Annotated in this window: 15 protein-coding genes; 13 read left to right on the forward strand and 2 right to left on the reverse strand. The window is 61.6% G+C overall.

What is annotated here, in order from left to right; genetic code table 11:
- Window positions 1-39 precede the first annotated feature (39 nt).
- The 12 genes from NVV93_RS17720 (at window position 40) to NVV93_RS17775 (ending at window position 14,821) form a co-directional block, all read left to right on the forward strand.
- Window positions 40-2,808 (forward strand): LPS-assembly protein LptD, encoded by a 2,769-nt coding sequence (locus tag NVV93_RS17720; protein ID WP_258251944.1) that lies wholly within the window; start codon window positions 40-42, stop codon window positions 2,806-2,808.
- Between the two features lie 4 nt (window positions 2,809-2,812).
- Entirely contained in the window at window positions 2,813-4,096 is a 1,284-nt protein-coding gene (locus NVV93_RS17725) for a peptidylprolyl isomerase (protein ID WP_375162937.1), read from the forward strand.
- Window positions 4,097-4,202: 106 nt separating this feature from the next.
- Window positions 4,203-5,201 (forward strand): 4-hydroxythreonine-4-phosphate dehydrogenase PdxA, encoded by a 999-nt coding sequence (gene pdxA, locus NVV93_RS17730; protein WP_258251946.1) that lies wholly within the window; start codon window positions 4,203-4,205, stop codon window positions 5,199-5,201.
- A 118-nt stretch (window positions 5,202-5,319) separates the two neighbouring features.
- Complete coding sequence (gene rsmA, locus NVV93_RS17735) at window positions 5,320-6,126, forward strand: 16S rRNA (adenine(1518)-N(6)/adenine(1519)-N(6))-dimethyltransferase RsmA (RefSeq protein ID WP_258251947.1); 807 nt, start codon at window positions 5,320-5,322, stop codon at window positions 6,124-6,126.
- A 38-nt stretch (window positions 6,127-6,164) separates the two neighbouring features.
- Window positions 6,165-6,545, forward strand: a complete 381-nt coding sequence (gene apaG, locus NVV93_RS17740; RefSeq protein WP_258251948.1) for a Co2+/Mg2+ efflux protein ApaG — start codon at window positions 6,165-6,167, stop codon at window positions 6,543-6,545.
- On the forward strand, window positions 6,545-7,369 hold the full coding sequence (locus NVV93_RS17745; RefSeq protein ID WP_258251949.1) for a symmetrical bis(5'-nucleosyl)-tetraphosphatase: 825 nt from the start codon (window positions 6,545-6,547) through the stop codon (window positions 7,367-7,369). The genes apaG and NVV93_RS17745 overlap by 1 nt, the downstream gene beginning before the upstream one ends.
- Entirely contained in the window at window positions 7,366-7,695 is a 330-nt protein-coding gene (gene glpE, locus NVV93_RS17750) for a thiosulfate sulfurtransferase GlpE (RefSeq protein ID WP_258251950.1), read from the forward strand. The genes NVV93_RS17745 and glpE overlap by 4 nt, the downstream gene beginning before the upstream one ends.
- A gap of 282 nt (window positions 7,696-7,977) precedes the next feature.
- Entirely contained in the window at window positions 7,978-9,900 is a 1,923-nt protein-coding gene (locus tag NVV93_RS17755; protein WP_258251951.1) for a PrkA family serine protein kinase, read from the forward strand.
- Between the two features lie 71 nt (window positions 9,901-9,971).
- Window positions 9,972-11,243 carry a YeaH/YhbH family protein gene (locus tag NVV93_RS17760; protein ID WP_258251952.1) on the forward strand — a complete coding sequence of 424 codons (1,272 nt, stop codon included), beginning with the start codon at window positions 9,972-9,974 and terminating at the stop codon, window positions 11,241-11,243.
- A gap of 10 nt (window positions 11,244-11,253) precedes the next feature.
- Window positions 11,254-12,801 (forward strand): SpoVR family protein, encoded by a 1,548-nt coding sequence (locus NVV93_RS17765; RefSeq protein ID WP_258251953.1) that lies wholly within the window; start codon window positions 11,254-11,256, stop codon window positions 12,799-12,801.
- Between the two features lie 204 nt (window positions 12,802-13,005).
- On the forward strand, window positions 13,006-13,515 hold the full coding sequence (locus NVV93_RS17770) for a DUF4136 domain-containing protein (protein WP_258251954.1): 510 nt from the start codon (window positions 13,006-13,008) through the stop codon (window positions 13,513-13,515).
- A 73-nt stretch (window positions 13,516-13,588) separates the two neighbouring features.
- Entirely contained in the window at window positions 13,589-14,821 is a 1,233-nt protein-coding gene (locus NVV93_RS17775; RefSeq protein WP_258251955.1) for a multifunctional CCA addition/repair protein, read from the forward strand.
- 62 nt (window positions 14,822-14,883) lie between these two features.
- Here the strand turns inward: NVV93_RS17775 and folK are convergent, their stop codons facing one another.
- On the reverse strand, window positions 14,884-15,423 hold the full coding sequence (folK, locus tag NVV93_RS17780; protein ID WP_258251957.1) for a 2-amino-4-hydroxy-6-hydroxymethyldihydropteridine diphosphokinase: 540 nt from the start codon (window positions 15,421-15,423) through the stop codon (window positions 14,884-14,886).
- Window positions 15,414-15,767: a dihydroneopterin aldolase gene (gene folB, locus NVV93_RS17785; RefSeq protein ID WP_258251959.1), complete on the reverse strand. Its 354-nt coding sequence runs from the start codon at window positions 15,765-15,767 to the stop codon at window positions 15,414-15,416. Before folB ends, folK begins: the two co-directional genes overlap by 10 nt.
- A gap of 69 nt (window positions 15,768-15,836) precedes the next feature.
- Here folB and plsY point away from each other — a divergent pair, with 69 nt between their 5' ends.
- A complete protein-coding gene (gene plsY / locus NVV93_RS17790) occupies window positions 15,837-16,406 on the forward strand; it encodes a glycerol-3-phosphate 1-O-acyltransferase PlsY (protein WP_258251960.1) in 570 nt (189 codons plus the stop codon).
- Window positions 16,407-16,418 lie beyond the last annotated feature (12 nt).

Genomic DNA, 16,418 nt, shown 5'->3' on the forward strand with positions numbered 1-16,418 from the left:
CCAGCGGCCGATGGCGCGCAGGAAGCCCGGACTTATAAGATGGCAGTTAATAACTATCCCGCGTTTCGTAGAAAATTCCCGCTGCTGTTCACTGGCAGCCTTCTGGCCTTGCAGCCTTTAGCCACCCAATACGTCGTTGCCGCCGAGCAGTTCAACTGCCAGGTCTCCCCTACGGGCGGCTGGGTATGCGCACCGAAAGCCGAAACCGCCACCTTGCCGCCGCGCCCGGTGCACGATGCCAGCTCGGTCAGTTCGCCTGCCGAAGGCCGCGAGCAAGCCGGCGCCGCAGCGAGTACCACGCTGGTCACGGAAAGCCAGGGCAAGGGCCTCAAGTCGCGCAGCGCCGACTATAGCCATCTCGACTGGATTCCGCGCGATCAACTGACCGCCGCCCAACTCGCGGAAACCGGCCCGTATTGTGCCGGCGCCTATATCGAACCCAGCCGGCCCGGTATGAGCGACAAGACGCCGCTGAGCGAGGCGCCAATGTACGTATCGGCCAAGGCCTCGCGCTACGAACAGGAAAAAGAAACCGCGACGCTGGCGGGTGACGTGGTCATGCGCCAGGGCAGCCTGCAGATCGAGGCTGACGAAGCCAGTCTGCATCAGGCGGAAAACCGCGGCGAGCTGACCGGCAACGTCAAGTTGCGCGACAACGGCGCGCTGGTCGTCGGCGATCACGCCGAGCTGCAACTGGATAACGGTGAAGCCAAGGTCGACAACGCCGAATACGTTTTGCACCAGTCGCATACCCGCGGCAACGCGCAGTACGTCAAGCGTGAAGAAACCGCGATCATCCGCCTCAAGGACGGTACGTACACGCGCTGCGAGCCGGGCAGCAACGCCTGGAACCTGAAGGGCAACAACATCACCCTGAACCCGGCCACTGGCTTCGGCACCGCCACCAACGTGACGCTGCGAGTCAAAGACATCCCGGTGTTCTACACCCCGTACATCTATTTCCCGATCGACGACCGTCGCCAGTCCGGCTTCCTGCCGCCGAGCCTTGGTACTTCGTCCGACACTGGCTTCTTCATCGAGACGCCTTATTACTTCAACCTGGCGCCGAATTACGACGCCACGCTGTATCCGACCTTCATGGCCAACCGCGGCTTGTTGCTGGAAGGCGAAGGTCGTTACCTGACCCCGAGCAGCGAAGGCCAAATCGGCGCCGCCTACCTGGACGACCAGGAAGACGAGCGCAAGCTGCAGTCCGAATATGAAGACCAACGCTGGCTGTACAACTGGCAGCACACCGGCGGCCTGAATTCACGCCTGCTGGCGGAAGTCGACTACACCGATATCAGCGATCCGTACTATTTCCAGGATCTGAAAACCGATCTGGGCATCAACTCGACGTCTTTTGTCGATCAACGCGGCACACTCACCTGGCGCGGCGACAGCTATACCGCCCGCCTGAATGCCCATGCCTATGAACTGGCCACGGTCACCGACATCACCCCTTATGACCAACTGCCGCAGCTCACCCTGGATGGCGCTTTGCCTTTCCAGCCAGGTGGGTTGAATTTGACCTATGGCACCGAGTTCGTGCGCTTCGATCGTGACTTGCGCGAAGGCAATTTCATCGATCAGGATGGCAACCCAGCGCCTTGGTATGACGAAAATATTCGAGGCTTGGCACGCGCCACCGGTGACCGCGCGCATGTCGAGCCAGGCGTCAGCCTGCCGCTTGACTGGACCTGGGGCTTTCTCAAACCCTCGGTCAAATACCTCTATACCCAGTACGACCTGGATCTGGACTCAAAGGGCTTGGACCCTAATCAGGGCGGTATCGCCAAAGCAGATTTTGACGACGCCCCCGATCGCGGCGTACCGATTTACAGCGTCGACAGCGGCCTGTACTTCGACCGCAACGCGCAATGGTTCGGCAAAAACTATCGCCAGACCCTCGAACCGCGCCTGTTCTATCTGTATGTTCCCGAAGAAGAACAGGATGACATCCCGATCTTCGACAGCGCCGAAAGCACCTTCAACTATTCCTCGCTGTTCCGCGAAAACCGCTTCTCCGGTCGTGATCGTGTCGGTGATGCCAACCAGCTGTCCCTCGGCGCGACCAATCGCTGGATTCAGCCCGACGGCTTCGAGCGGCAAACCTTCAGCATCGGCCAGGCACTCTACTTTGCCGACCGCAAGGTGCAGATGCCAGGTATTGACTACCGCCTCCGCGAGGATGCGCAGTCCAATGTCTCGCCGTATGCTCTCGAGTACCTCTACCGCTTCAACCGCGACTGGCGCTTCACGTCCGACTTCAACTGGGATCCGGACAGTCGCAGCACCCGCTCCGGCAGCGCAATGTTCCATTACCAGCCGGAAGACAATCCGAACAAGGTGGTCAATGCTGGGTTCCGCTACCGCAACGACACCGTGGTATACAACTCGAGCACTGGCCAATGGCAGCAGGGTGGCGACTACACCGACCCAGTCACCGGCCAGACCATCAAGGACTACTACAAAGTCGAGCAGCACGACCTATCGACCATTTGGCCACTCGTGCCGCAGTGGAGTGCAATCGCGCGCTGGCAATACGACTACAGCCGCAACCGCACCCTCGAGGCCTTCGGTGGCTTCGAGTACGACAGTTGCTGCTGGAAGCTGCGCCTGATCAACCGTTACTGGGTCGATTACGACGAGTACACCTTGTCGCCTGACCTGAATGAACAGGGTGATCACGGCATCTTCCTGCAAATCGTGCTGAAGGGCCTCGGTGGGGTCGTCGGCAATAAAGTCGAGAGTTTCCTCGATCAAGGCATCCAAGGTTATCGTGAACGTGAAGACCAAGCTTTCTGATTGCATGCGCCCGCTGCTGCTGGGCGCGCTGTTGCTGGGAAACGCAACGCTGAGCACTCTGGCACATGCCGAAGTTCAACCACTGAATCGCGTTGTCGCGATTGTCGACAACGACGTGATCATGCAGAGCCAACTGGACCAGCGCCTGCGCGAGGTCCAACAAACCATCGCCAAGCGCGGTGCGGCGCTGCCGCCTGAGCATGTGCTCAGCCAGCAAGTGCTTGAACGCTTGATCATCGAAGACATCCAGCTGCAGATCGGCGAACGTTCTGGGATCCGGATCACCGACGAAGAGCTGAATCAGGCGATTGGCACCATCGCCCAGCGCAACAACATGAGCGTCGAGCAGTTCCGTGCGGCGCTCAGCCAGGACGGCCTGTCGTACGATGATGCACGCGATCAGGTGCGCCGCGAGATGATCATCAGCCGCGTGCGCCAGCGCCGGGTCGCCGAGCGCGTCCAGGTCACCGAGCAGGAAGTGCAAAACTTCCTGGCTTCGGATCTGGGCAAGATGCAGCTCTCCGAGGAATACCATCTGGCGAATATCCTCATCCCGGTGCCGGAAAGCGCCTCACCGGAGACCATTCAGGCCGCCAGCCGCCAAGCGGATGAGCTTTATCAGCAACTGCAGCAAGGCGCGGACTTCGCCCAATTGGCGATTTCCCGCTCGGCCAGCGAAACCGCACTGGAAGGTGGCGACATGGGCTGGCGCAAAGCGGCGCAACTGCCCTCACCGTTCGACACCATGATCGGCGCGCTGAAACCGGGTGAAGTGACCCAACCGATGCGCACCCCGGGCGGTTTCATCATCCTCAAGATGGTAGAGAAACGCGGCGGCGGCACTCAGGTGCGCGATGAGGTGCATGTTCGCCACATTCTCATCAAACCGAGCGAGATTCGCAGTGAAGACGAGGCCAAGCGCCTGGTCGAGCGCCTCTACGAACGCATCGTCGCCGGCGAAGACTTCGCCGAGCTGGCGAAACGCTACTCGGAAGATCCAGGTTCGGCCCTGAATGGCGGCGACCTCAACTGGATCGACCCGAACGCCTTGGTGCCCGCGTTCCGTGAAGTGATGACCAACACTGCCAGCGGCGAGCTGTCGCCGCCGTTCAAGAGCCCCTACGGCTGGCATGTCTTGCAGGTCATAGGCCGTCGTGCCACGGACAGCAGCGAGCAGTTCCGTGAGCAGCAAGCGATGGGGGCCTTGCGCAATCGCAAGTACGACGAAGAGCTGCAAGCCTGGTTGCGCCAGATCCGCGACGAGGCCTACGTCGAAATCAAGCTCTAAACGGGCTTGCTTGTTGAGACACCCAAGCCCGGCTAATCGCCGGGCTTTTTTATTCCCTCCCGCTACGGCGTAAAGTGTTGGTTGCGCCCCGCACGAGAGCCCCACGATGAGTGCCACCCCCTTATTTGCCCTGACCCCCGGCGAGCCGGCCGGCATAGGTCCTGACCTGTGCCTGCTGCTCGCACGCGACACCCAGCCTTACCCTTTGATCGCCATCGCCAACCGTGAGCTGCTCGCCGAACGAGCCGCGCAGTTGGCGCTGGACATCCGCCTGATCGACGTCGACCTTGCGCACCTGCCAGACCAACCGGCCCCTGCCGGTAGCTTGTATGTCTGGAATACCCCTCTAGCCGCCCCGGTCCAGGCTGGCCAGCTCGATCGCCGCAATGCAGCGTATGTGCTGGAAACTCTGACCCGCGCGGGCCAAGGCTGCATCGACGGTCACTTTGCTGGAATGATCACCGCGCCGGTGCACAAGGGCGTGATCAACGATGCAGGCATCTCCTTCTCCGGCCACACCGAGTTTCTCGCCGAGCTGACCGGCACCCCGCAAGTGGTGATGATGCTCGCTACTGGCGATCTGCGCGTCGCCCTGGTCACCACGCATCTGCCGTTGAAAGACGTCGCCGCCGCGATCACGCCCGAACGTCTGCGGCGGGTCACCCGCATTCTGCATGCCGATCTGCGCGACAAATTCGGCATCGCCGAGCCACGCATTCTGGTCTGCGGCCTCAACCCGCATGCCGGCGAAGGCGGTCATTTAGGCCGCGAAGAAATTGACGTGATCGAGCCAACACTTGATCAGCTGCGCGCCGAAGGCATGCAACTGATCGGCCCGCTACCAGCCGACACGCTCTTCACTCCGAAACATCTGCAACACTGCGACGCGGTGTTGGCGATGTATCACGATCAAGGCCTGCCAGTTTTGAAGTACAAGGGCTTCGGTGCTGCGGTAAACGTGACCCTCGGCCTGCCGATCATTCGCACCTCGGTCGACCACGGCACCGCGCTGGATCTCGCCGGTAACGGCAAGATCGACACCGGCAGTCTGCAAGTCGCGCTGGAAACCGCTTACGCCATGACTGCCAGCCGCACCCGCCGCTAGCCGCCAGCTTAGCCGACCGTCCGGGAAGGCCGTGCAGCCTGAAACTCTGCAGCTTGATAGACTGCGCTTCTTTTGCAATGCGCCGCGAGCAAACCGCTCGCGGCCTGGAGTTGTTCCCATGACCGAAAATTACCAACACCGCGCGCGCAAGCGTTTCGGGCAGAACTTCCTGCACGATGCGGGCGTGATCCACCGCATCCTGCGCGCCATCCATGCCCGTGAGGGCGAGCGCCTGGTGGAAATCGGCCCGGGGCAGGGTGCCCTTACCGAGGGTTTGCTGAGCAGCGGCGCGCATCTGGACGTGGTGGAACTGGACCTCGACTTGATCCCCATCCTGCGGGCAAAATTCGGTGAGCAAGCCAACTTCCGCCTCAATCAAGGCGATGCGTTGAAGTTCGATTTTCGTCAGCTGAGCACTGCCCCGCACAGCCTGCGGGTGGTCGGCAACCTGCCCTACAACATCTCCACTCCGCTGATTTTCCATCTGCTGGAGCATGCCAACCTGATTGGCGACATGCATTTCATGCTGCAGAAAGAAGTGGTCGAACGCCTGGCCGCAGTGCCCGGCGGCGGTGACTGGGGGCGCTTGTCGATCATGGTGCAGTACCACTGCCGGGTTGAGCACCTGTTCAACGTCGGCCCGGGCGCCTTCAATCCGCCGCCCAAGGTCGACTCGGCGATCGTCCGCCTGGTGCCACACGAGGTGCTGCCGCATCCGGCCAAAGATCACCGGCTGCTCGAGCGCGTAGTGCGCGAGGCGTTTAACCAGCGCCGCAAAACCCTGCGTAATACCCTCAAAAACCTGCTGAATGCCGATGCCATCGCGGCGGCCGAGGTGGACGGCAGCTTACGTCCGGAACAACTGGATCTGGCCGCCTTCGTGCGCCTCGCCGATCAGCTGGCCGGGCAGACAAGCCCGAGCTGAGGTTTTAGACTCTTTATTCAGTTCGCCGAGCGCCTTCCATGTCCGACTCTCGCTACCAGATCGACGTCAGCGTCGTTACTCGATATCTCCCGGAGCAATCGCAGCCGGACCAGAACCGCTTTGCCTTCGCCTACACCGTGACGCTGCATAACCGCGGCCAACTGCCGGCCAGGCTCCTGTCGCGGCATTGGATCATCACCGATGGCGACGGCCGCGTGCAGGAAGTCCGTGGCGCCGGTGTCATCGGCCAGCAACCACTGATCGCCGCTGACGCCAGCCATACCTACAGCAGCGGCACGGTACTGGCCACCCGCGTCGGCAACATGCAAGGCAGCTACCAGATGCTCGCCGAGGACGGTCACTCCTTCGACGCGCCGATCGCACCCTTTCGCCTGGCGATGCCCGGAGCCTTGCATTAATGACGGTGTATGCCGTCGGTGACCTGCAAGGCTGCCTGGACCCACTCAAATGCTTGCTACAACGTGTGGCCTTCGATCCGGCGCGCGATCGCCTGTGGCTGGTCGGCGATCTCGTCAACCGCGGTCCGCAATCGCTGGAAACCTTGCGCTTTCTGTATGCCATGCGCGATTCGCTGGTCTGCGTGCTCGGCAATCACGACCTGCATCTGCTGGCGGTAGCGCATGACATCGAGCGCCTGAGAAAAGCCGACACCCTGAACGACATCCTCCAGGCGCCGGATCGTAATGACCTGCTCGACTGGCTGCGTCAGCAGAAGCTCATGCACTACGACACCGAACGCGAGATCGCCATGGTGCACGCCGGTATTCCGCCGCAGTGGTCGTTGAAAAAAGCCCTCAAATACGCCGGCGAAGTCGAAGAAGCCCTGCGCGATGACGCCCGCCTGCGGCCCTATCTGGACGGCATGTACGGCAACGAACCGACAAAGTGGGACAAAGATCTGAAAGGCGTGACCCGCCTGCGGGTCATCACCAACTACTTCACCCGCATGCGCTTTTGCAAAGCCGACGGCACCCTCGATCTGAAAAGCAAAGAAGGTCTCGGCAGCGCGCCACCCGGTTATGCACCATGGTTCAGCCATGCGGAGCGCAAGACCCGCGGCCTGAAGCTGATCTTCGGCCATTGGGCCGCGCTCGAGGGTCGCTGCAACGAGCCCGGCCTGTTTGCCCTGGACACCGGCTGCGTGTGGGGCAACGCCCTGACCCTAATGAATGTCGACAGCGGTAAGCTGCACCGCTGCGACTGCCCGGAGAATCCCGCATGACCGAATTCAAGCGCATCCCCCCGCAACAGGCCCAGCAACTCCGCGAGCAAGGCGCCGTGGTGGTCGACATTCGCGATCCGCAAAGCTTCGCGCTTGGCCATATCACCGGCTCCCGGCATCTGGACAACCACTCGCTGCACGACTTCATCAGCCATGCCGATCTCGATCAGCCGCTGATCGTCTCCTGCTATCACGGCAACTCCAGTCAAAGCGCCGCCGCTTATCTGGCCGGCCAGGGCTTTTCCGAGGTGTACAGCCTCGATGGCGGGTTCGAGCTGTGGCGCGCGACCTACCCGGAGCAGACCAGCCGCGCGGCCGACGAATAATTTTTCGTCGCCCGCCAATCCCGCACCAGCTCTGGGCTGGAACAGCTGTCTGACGAACGGCACTCCACGGATATCCCTCCGCAGCCCTTGACCTTGCCGATTCCGAACTACTCTTACCTCAGGCCATCCAACCAAGGGAGAGCCGGCACACCGGCTTCCGGGCTATCGGCAGCGACCATTTAGGTGTTCTGGGGGGTTCTTGATCGGCCGATCAGTCGGCAGATTGCCAGCACCCGCATGACCGATACCGCACCGGCTCCTAGCATCGAGCGAGGTGACGTCATGAGTATTTTCAGCCACTTCCAACAACGCTTCGAGGCGACGCGGCAAGAGGAGTACTCCCTGCAGGAGTACCTCGAGCTGTGCAAGCAGGATCGCAGCGCCTATGCCACCGCTGCCGAGCGCATGCTGCTGGCCATTGGTGAGCCGGAACTGACCGACACCGCTACCAACTCGCGACTCTCGCGGATCTTCTCCAACAAAGTCATTCGCCGTTACCCTGCCTTCGCCGACTTCCACGGCATGGAAGAGTGCATCGACCAGATGGTGTCCTTCTTCCGCCACGCGGCTCAGGGTCTGGAAGAGAAGAAACAAATCCTCTATCTGCTCGGCCCGGTGGGCGGCGGCAAGTCCTCCCTAGCGGAAAAGCTCAAGCAACTGATGGAGAAGGTGCCCTTCTACGCGATCAAGGGTTCGCCGGTGTTCGAATCGCCCCTCGGGCTGTTCAATGTCGATGAGGACGGCGCCATCCTCGAAGAAGAATACGGCATCCCGCAGCGTTATCTGCGCACGGTGATGTCGCCCTGGGCCACCAAACGCCTTGCCGAATTCGGCGGCGACATCAGCAAGTTCCGCGTGGTCAAACTCTATCCGTCGATCCTCAGCCAAATCGCCATTGCCAAGACCGAACCGGGCGACGAGAACAACCAGGACATCTCCGCGCTGGTCGGCAAGGTGGATATCCGCAAGCTGGAGGAGTTCCCGCAGAACGACGCCGATGCCTACAGCTACTCCGGAGCCCTGTGCCGCTCCAACCAGGGGATGATGGAATTCGTCGAGATGTTCAAGGCGCCGATCAAGGTGCTGCACCCGCTGCTGACCGCCACCCAGGAAGGCAACTACAACAGCACCGAAGGCCTCGGCGGCCTGCCGTTCAGCGGCATCATCCTCGCCCACTCCAATGAGTCGGAATGGCATAGCTTCCGCAACAACAAGAACAACGAGGCGTTCATCGACCGTATCTACATCGTCAAGGTGCCGTACTGCCTGCGGGTTACCGACGAGATCAAGATTTACGACAAGCTCTTGCTCAACAGCTCGCTGGCCCATGCTCATTGCGCGCCGGACACCCTGAAAATGCTCGCCCAGTTCTCGGCGTTGTCGCGCCTCAAAGAACCGGAGAACTCCAACGTCTACTCGAAAATGCGCGTGTACGACGGGGAGAACCTCAAGGACACCGATCCGAAGGCCAAGTCGATTCAGGAATACCGCGACAGTGCCGGCGTCGACGAAGGCATGAACGGCCTTTCGACCCGCTTCGCCTTCAAGATCCTCTCCAAGGTGTTCAACTTCGACCCGCACGAAATCGCCGCCAACCCGGTGCACCTGCTCTATGTGCTGGAGCAGCAGATCGAGCAGGAACAGTTCCCCGCCGAACTGCGCGAGCGCTACCTGCGCTACATCAAGGAATACCTGGCGCCGCGCTATATCGAGTTCATCGGCAAGGAAATCCAGACCGCCTACCTCGAGTCGTACAGCGAATACGGGCAGAACATCTTCGACCGCTATGTGCTGTACGCAGACTTCTGGATCCAGGACCAGGAATACCGCGACCCGGAAACCGGCGAAATCCTCAACCGCGTGGCGCTCAACGAAGAGCTGGAGAAAATCGAGAAACCTGCCGGAATCAGCAATCCGAAGGATTTCCGCAACGAGATCGTCAACTTCGTACTGCGCGCGCGGGCCAACAACAACGGCAAGAACCCGACCTGGCTGAGCTACGAGAAGCTGCGCGTGGTGATCGAGAAGAAAATGTTCTCCAACACCGAAGACCTGTTGCCGGTCATCAGCTTCAACGCCAAGGCGAGCAAGGAGGATCAACAGAAGCACAACGACTTCGTCTCGCGCATGGTCGAGCGTGGCTATACCGACAAGCAGGTGCGCCTGCTATCGGAGTGGTACCTGCGGGTCAGAAAATCGCAGTAACTCTCCACCGGCCCGCCGGTCGTCGTCACCGCAGAGCCTGCGTCGCCTGACGCAGGCTCCGAGGAGCGCTCATGAGCTATGTGATCGACCGCCGTCTTAACGGCAAGAACAAAAGCACGGTGAACCGTCAGCGGTTTCTGCGGCGCTACCGTGACCACATCAAAAAGGCGGTGGAAGAAGCGGTCGGGCGTCGCTCGATCACCGACATGGAGCACGGCGAACAGATCAGCATCCCCGGCCGCGATATCGACGAGCCGGTGCTGCACCATGGTCGCGGCGGCAAACAAACGATCGTGCACCCCGGCAACAAAGAGTTCACCGCCGGCGACCGTATTCCCCGGCCTTCTGGGGGTGCCGGTGGGGCGGGCAGCGGCAAGGCCAGCAACAGCGGCGAAGGCATGGACGAGTTCGTCTTCCAGATTACCCAGGAGGAATTCCTCGACTTCATGTTCGAGGATCTCGAATTGCCTAATCTGGTCAAACGCCATCTGGCCGGCAGCGACACCTTCAAGACCGTGCGCGCCGGGATCAGCAACGAGGGCAACCCCTCGCGTATCAACATCATCCGCACCCTGCGCTCGGCGCACGCGCGGCGCATCGCGCTGTCCGGCAGCAGTCGCGCGAAACTCAAGCAAGCCGAAGCGGAGCTCGAACGACTACGAGTCGAAGAGCCGGATAACTTCGGCGATATCCAGGAAATTGAGGCAGAAATAACCAAACTGCTCGCGCGCATCAAACGCGTGCCGTTCCTCGATACGTTCGACCTGAAATACAACCTGCTGGTCAAACACCCCAACCCGTCCTCCAAGGCGGTGATGTTCTGCCTGATGGACGTTTCCGGCTCGATGACCCAGGCGACCAAAGACATCGCCAAGCGCTTCTTCATCCTCCTGTACCTGTTCCTCAAGCGGAACTACGACAAGATTGACGTGGTGTTCATCCGCCACCACACCAGCGCCCGAGAAGTCGACGAGGAAGAGTTTTTCTACTCGCGGGAGACCGGCGGCACCATCGTGTCCAGCGCCCTCAAGCTGATGCAGGAAGTGATGGCCGAGCGTTATCCGATCAACGAATGGAACATCTATGCCGCCCAGGCCTCGGACGGCGACAACTGGAATGACGACTCGCCGATCTGTCGGGATATCCTCATCAATCAGATCATGCCGTTTGTGCAGTATTTCACCTACGTCGAGATCACCCCGCGCGAGCACCAGGCGCTGTGGTTCGAGTACGACTTGGTGCGCGAAGCGTTCGAAGACACCTTCGCCCAGCAGCAGTTGGTATCGGCGGCGGACATCTACCCGGTGTTCCGCGAACTGTTCCAGCGCCGGATGACTACCTGAGGGCCGTGACATGAAGCGCCAGCCCATTTCCACCGGCTCGGAATGGACCTTCGAGCTGATTCGCACCTACGACAAGGAGATCAGTCGCCTGGCCGAGCGCTATGCGCTGGATACCTATCCGAACCAGATCGAAGTGATCACTGCCGAGCAGATGATGGACGCCTACGCCTCGGTCGGCATGCCGCTCGGCTATCACCACTGGTCGTACGGTAAGCACTTCCTCAGCACCGAAAAAAATTACAGCCGCGGCCAGATGGGCCTGGCGTACGAGATCGTGATCAACTCCGACCCGTGCATCGCCTATCTGATGGAAGAAAACACCATGTGCATGCAGGCGCTGGTGATCGCCCACGCCTGCTACGGCCACAACAGTTTCTTCAAGGGCAACTACCTGTTCCGCACCTGGACCGATGCCAGTTCGATCATCGATTACCTGGTGTTCGCCAAGCAGTACATCATGCAATGCGAGGAGCGCCACGGCATCGACGCGGTGGAAGACCTGCTCGACTCCTGCCACGCCCTGATGAACTACGGCGTCGACCGCTACAAGCGCCCCTACCCGATCTCCGCCGAGGAAGAGCGGCGGCGCCAGAAGGATCGCGAAGAGCACTTGCAGAAGCAGATCAACGACCTGTGGCGGACCATCCCCAAGAGCAGCGGCAAGCACAGCGAGAAGGACAACAAGCGCTTCCCCGCCGAGCCGCAGGAAAACATCCTGTATTTCATCGAAAAACATGCGCCGCTGCTCGAGCCCTGGCAGCGCGAAATCGTGCGCATCGTGCGCAAGATCGCCCAATACTTTTATCCGCAGCGGCAGACCCAGGTGATGAACGAAGGCTGGGCGACCTTCTGGCACTACACCCTGATGAACGACCTGTACGACGAGGGTCTGGTCACCGACGGCTTCATGATCGAGTTTCTCCAGTCGCACACCGGGGTGGTCTACCAGCCGAGCTTCGACAGCCCTTACTACAGCGGGATCAACCCTTACACCCTGGGCTTCGCGATCTACAGCGACCTGCGGCGGATCTGCGAAAAACCCACCGACGAAGACCGCCACTGGTTCCCCGACATCGCCGGCAGCGACTGGCTGACCACCCTGAAGTTCGCCATGAAGAGCTTCAAGGACGAAAGCTTCATCCTGCAGTTCCTCTCGCCCAAGGTGATTCGCGATCTCAAGCTGTTCAGCATCCTCGACGACGACCAGAAGGACGAACTGCTGGTGCCGGCGATCCATGACGAACAGGGCTATCACTTTATCCGCGAGTCGCTCGCCGCGCAGTACAACCTCGGCAACCGCGAGCCGAACGTGCAGATCTGGAGCATCGACCGACGTGGCGACCGCTCGCTGACCCTGCGTCACCAGCAACATGACCGCAAACCGCTGGGGAACTCCACCGATGATGTGCTCAAGCACCTGCATCGCCTGTGGGGCTTCGATATCCACCTGGAAACCGTGCAGGGTGAGCAGATCGTGCATACCCAACACATGCCGCCGCGCGCGGATCCGCACAGCGACGAGTACCCACGCCTGGAACTGACGATCCCGCCCATTTGATCGGTTGACCCGCATGCCGGCAGGTTCGAGCATGGCCTAACAGGTCGTTGAAAAACGTAGCGAGCGAAGGCTAGACAAGGCGAAATCAGGCGAAAAAGCGCAGTTTACGAGTGGTAAATGAGCATTTTTAGCCTGATTTCAACGCGGTATAGCCGAGCGCAGTAGTTTTTCAACGGCCTGCCAACCGTCCGTGGAGCCCGTGCCATGCGTGTATTCGCCCTGTTGTTGCTGTGCCTGGCCCTCGCCACCTGCGCCAGCCATATCCCGCAGATCCGCATCGAACACCCCGCCACGGCCCAGTTGCAGGGCCGCCAGAGCTTCCAGCTGATGCCGCCCGAGCAGGCCTTGAGCGGTGCGCCGCCGTATGCCGAACGATATGCGCAGCTGGCTCCGCTGCTGCGCCAGGGCCTCGGCGAGCGCGGATACCATGAAAGCCAGACGCCGCAACTGCAGGTCTATTACTGGCTGGCGTTGCGCGATACGCCGCTGGAATTTCGAGTCGATGTGCCGCCACCCAATCCGCTGGGCAGCTACCAAGCCATCCATCGGCTGCGCGATGAAACCGGCACCTTGCGCGTGCGCCTGACCGACCTCGACGGCAAAATCCTCTGGGAAGGCGTGGTCAGCACCGACCTGAGCCCCGCGTGGGACAGCGCCGAGCAACTGCAGCTGGCGGTCCGAGCCTTGCTGGAGCAGATTCCGCCAACCCACTAGGGCCTGTCGCACGCCACGAACCGCCGTGCAGCCCACGCAGCAGTTATGCTGTCGGCTTCACGGAGGTTTCTTCATGCAGATCTACAAAGTTGGCGGCGCCGTACGCGATCGCCTGCTCGGCCTACCGGTGGCGGATATCGACTGGGTGGTGGTCGGCGCAACAGCCGCGCAAATGCAGGCCGAGGGCTATCGTCCGGTGGGCGAGGATTTTCCGGTGTTTCTCCATCCACAGACCGGCGAGGAATACGCCCTGGCCCGCACCGAGCGCAAAAGCGGTCAGGGCTATGGTGGCTTCACCTTCTTCGCGAGCCCCGAAGTCACCCTGGAAGAGGATCTGCTGCGCCGCGACCTGACCATCAACGCCATGGCCGAAGATCAGCACGGCACGCTCACCGACCCCTTCCATGGCCAGCGCGATCTTCAAGCGCGGATCTTGCGCCATGTCTCGCCAGCCTTTGCCGAAGACCCGCTGCGCGTGCTGCGCGTCGCCCGCTTCGCCGCGCGCTATGCGCCGCTGGGCTTTCACGTGGCGGAAGAAACCCAGGCCTTGATGCGCCAGCTCAGCGAATCCGGCGAACTGCGCGCCTTGACCGCCGAGCGCAGCTGGAAGGAGATCAGCCGCGCCTTGATGGAAGCGCGCCCGGATGTATTCGTTCAAACCCTGCGCGACTGCGGCGCCCTGCAAGAGCTGCTGCCGGAGGTCGATGCCCTGTTCGGTGTGCCACAACCGGCGCAGTACCATCCGGAAATCGATACCGGCATCCACACCCTCAGCGTACTGCGCCAGTGTGCCGAGCACCGGCAACCGCTCAGTGTGCGCTGGGCCTGTCTGCTGCACGACGTGGGCAAAGGCCTGACCCCGGAAAGCGACTGGCCACGGCATATTGCGCACGAAACGCGCGGCCTGAAGTTGATCCGCGCCGTCAATCAGCGCTGCAAGGCGCCCCGGGACTGTCAGGAACTGGCTCTGCTGGTCGGCGAATACCACACCCACGGGCACCGCGCCCTGGAACTGCGTCCCTCGACGTTGCTGGAGCTGCTGCAGCGCTTCGACGTCTATCGCCGCCCGCAACGCTTCGAAGAGTTCATCGCCACCTGCGAGATGGATGCGCGCGGCCGTCACGGCCTGGAACAGCGCGGCTATCCACAAGCCGCCTATCTACGCGGGGCTGCGACGGCAGCGCGCGCGGTGACGGTTCAACCCTTACTCGAGCGCGGTCTGCAAGGCGCGCAATTGGGCGAGGCGCTGACCGGTGAACGGCTCAAAGCGCTCAAGGCCTACAAGGAAAACGCCGGCCACATGTAGGAGCGAATTTATTCGCGATAGGGACTGCGCGGAGTTGCCTGGGTTCGCGGATAAATCCGCTCCTACAGAGCAGCGGGATACGCCTGGATCAGCTCGGCCGGCGTCAGCTCCAGACCCCGCCACTGGAATGCCACCGGCCACAGACGCTGCTCGATCGCCGCCGTTTGCCAGATCTCGGCAATGCGCCGCTGGGCGCCGGGATGCACGAGCTCCGGGGCGAGCAAAGCCAACGGCCAGAGCACGAAGGCGTTCTTGAGAATTTCCGCGCGTGGCAGCACCAACCCATCGAAGTTCCCGACCTGATCGCCGTACAGCAGCACATCGATATCCAACGGCAGACCTTTGCGGTCCGGCGCGTAACGGCCGTTGTCGGCCTCGATGGATTTCAGCCGGCGGTCCAACTCGTGCAGCGGCAGATCGGTCAGCGCGGCGACCACCAGGTTGTAGAACGGCCCGCTCTTGATCCCCACCGCCTGACTTTCGAACACCGGTGAGCAACGCAGCCCATGGAGAAAACCGGCCAGCGCGTCGAGACCGGCGCGAATGTGCGGCTCACGCTCGCTATTGCTGCCGAGACCAAGATAGATCGGGATCAGCGGCATCCGCGCTCAATCTCCACACCGACGCCACGGGCGGCGGGATTGGCGCCGGGCTTGGTGACTTTGAGGCGCAACCAGCGAATGCCGAACTCGCCCATCAGGGTCGCGGCCAAGCGTTCCGCGAAGGTTTCAACCAGTTCGAATTGGGCGGCGCGGGCGAAGGAATCGATGCTGGCCGCCACCTTGGCGTAGTCGAGAGCCTTGCTCAGATCATCTTCGGCCGCCGGCGCACTGACGTCCCAGCCAAAGGTCAAGTCCAGGCGCAAGCACTGGCGAATATTGCGTTCCCAGTCGTAGGCACCAATCACGGTGTCAACTTCCAGCCCCTCGATAAATACCTTGTCCAACCCGTCTGCTCCACGACAAGGGCGGTATGCCCCGTTAGAATCAGGGCCTATTTGCCCGGAATGGATACCATGTTCTGGCTATTGGCGGTCCTCGCCTACCTGCTCGGCTCATTGTCCTTCGCCATCCTGCTCAGCCGCTTCGCGGGCGGTCCAGATCCGCGCACCAGCGGTTCGGGCAACCCCGGCGCCACCAACATGCTGCGCGTCGCCGGTAAGAAATGGGCGGCGCTGACCTTGCTGGGCGACTTGCTCAAGGGCCTGCTACCCATCCTGATTGCCGCAGTGCTCGGCCTGTCCTTGCAGCAGCAGGCCTGGATCGGTCTGGCCGCAGTCGTCGGCCATCTGTATCCCGTGTACTTCCGCTTCCGCGGTGGCAAAGGCGTCGCTACGGCGGCGGGCACCCTGCTCGGTCTGTATCCGCCCGCGGCCCTACTCGCTGCCTGCGCCTGGCTGCTGGCGTTCGTCTTGACCCGGACCAGCTCGCTGGCGGCGCTGATCGCCACACCGCTGATCCTGCCGCTGCTGGCCTGGCAACAACCGGCGGTGCTGCTGCCGATGACGCTGCTGACCGCATTGATCGTCTGGCGCCATCGACGCAATCTACGCGACCTGTTCGCAGGGCGCGAACGGCATTTCTGAATCGACCAGGTG

This window comes from Pseudomonas sp. LS44, assembly GCF_024730785.1.
Lineage (GTDB): Bacteria > Pseudomonadota > Gammaproteobacteria > Pseudomonadales > Pseudomonadaceae > Aquipseudomonas.

Bases quoted from the DNA above. Each gene is read 5' to 3' on its own strand.
- NVV93_RS17720 (WP_258251944.1), top strand. From the start codon at position 40: ATGGCAGTTAATAACTATCCCGCGTTTCGTAGAAAATTCCCGCTGCTG.
- NVV93_RS17745 (WP_258251949.1), top strand. From the start codon at position 6,545: ATGACGGTGTATGCCGTCGGTGACCTGCAAGGCTGCCTGGACCCACTC.
- NVV93_RS17765 (WP_258251953.1), top strand. From the start codon at position 11,254: ATGAAGCGCCAGCCCATTTCCACCGGCTCGGAATGGACCTTCGAGCTG.
- NVV93_RS17755 (WP_258251951.1), top strand. From the start codon at position 7,978: ATGAGTATTTTCAGCCACTTCCAACAACGCTTCGAGGCGACGCGGCAA.
- apaG (WP_258251948.1), top strand. From the start codon at position 6,165: ATGTCCGACTCTCGCTACCAGATCGACGTCAGCGTCGTTACTCGATAT.
- glpE (WP_258251950.1), top strand. From the start codon at position 7,366: ATGACCGAATTCAAGCGCATCCCCCCGCAACAGGCCCAGCAACTCCGC.
- NVV93_RS17760 (WP_258251952.1), top strand. From the start codon at position 9,972: ATGAGCTATGTGATCGACCGCCGTCTTAACGGCAAGAACAAAAGCACG.
- NVV93_RS17770 (WP_258251954.1), top strand. From the start codon at position 13,006: ATGCGTGTATTCGCCCTGTTGTTGCTGTGCCTGGCCCTCGCCACCTGC.
- plsY (WP_258251960.1), top strand. From the start codon at position 15,837: ATGTTCTGGCTATTGGCGGTCCTCGCCTACCTGCTCGGCTCATTGTCC.
- NVV93_RS17725 (WP_375162937.1), top strand. From the start codon at position 2,813: ATGCGCCCGCTGCTGCTGGGCGCGCTGTTGCTGGGAAACGCAACGCTG.
- pdxA (WP_258251946.1), top strand. From the start codon at position 4,203: ATGAGTGCCACCCCCTTATTTGCCCTGACCCCCGGCGAGCCGGCCGGC.
- rsmA (WP_258251947.1), top strand. From the start codon at position 5,320: ATGACCGAAAATTACCAACACCGCGCGCGCAAGCGTTTCGGGCAGAAC.
- folK (WP_258251957.1), bottom strand. From the start codon at position 15,423: ATGCCGCTGATCCCGATCTATCTTGGTCTCGGCAGCAATAGCGAGCGT.
- NVV93_RS17775 (WP_258251955.1), top strand. From the start codon at position 13,589: ATGCAGATCTACAAAGTTGGCGGCGCCGTACGCGATCGCCTGCTCGGC.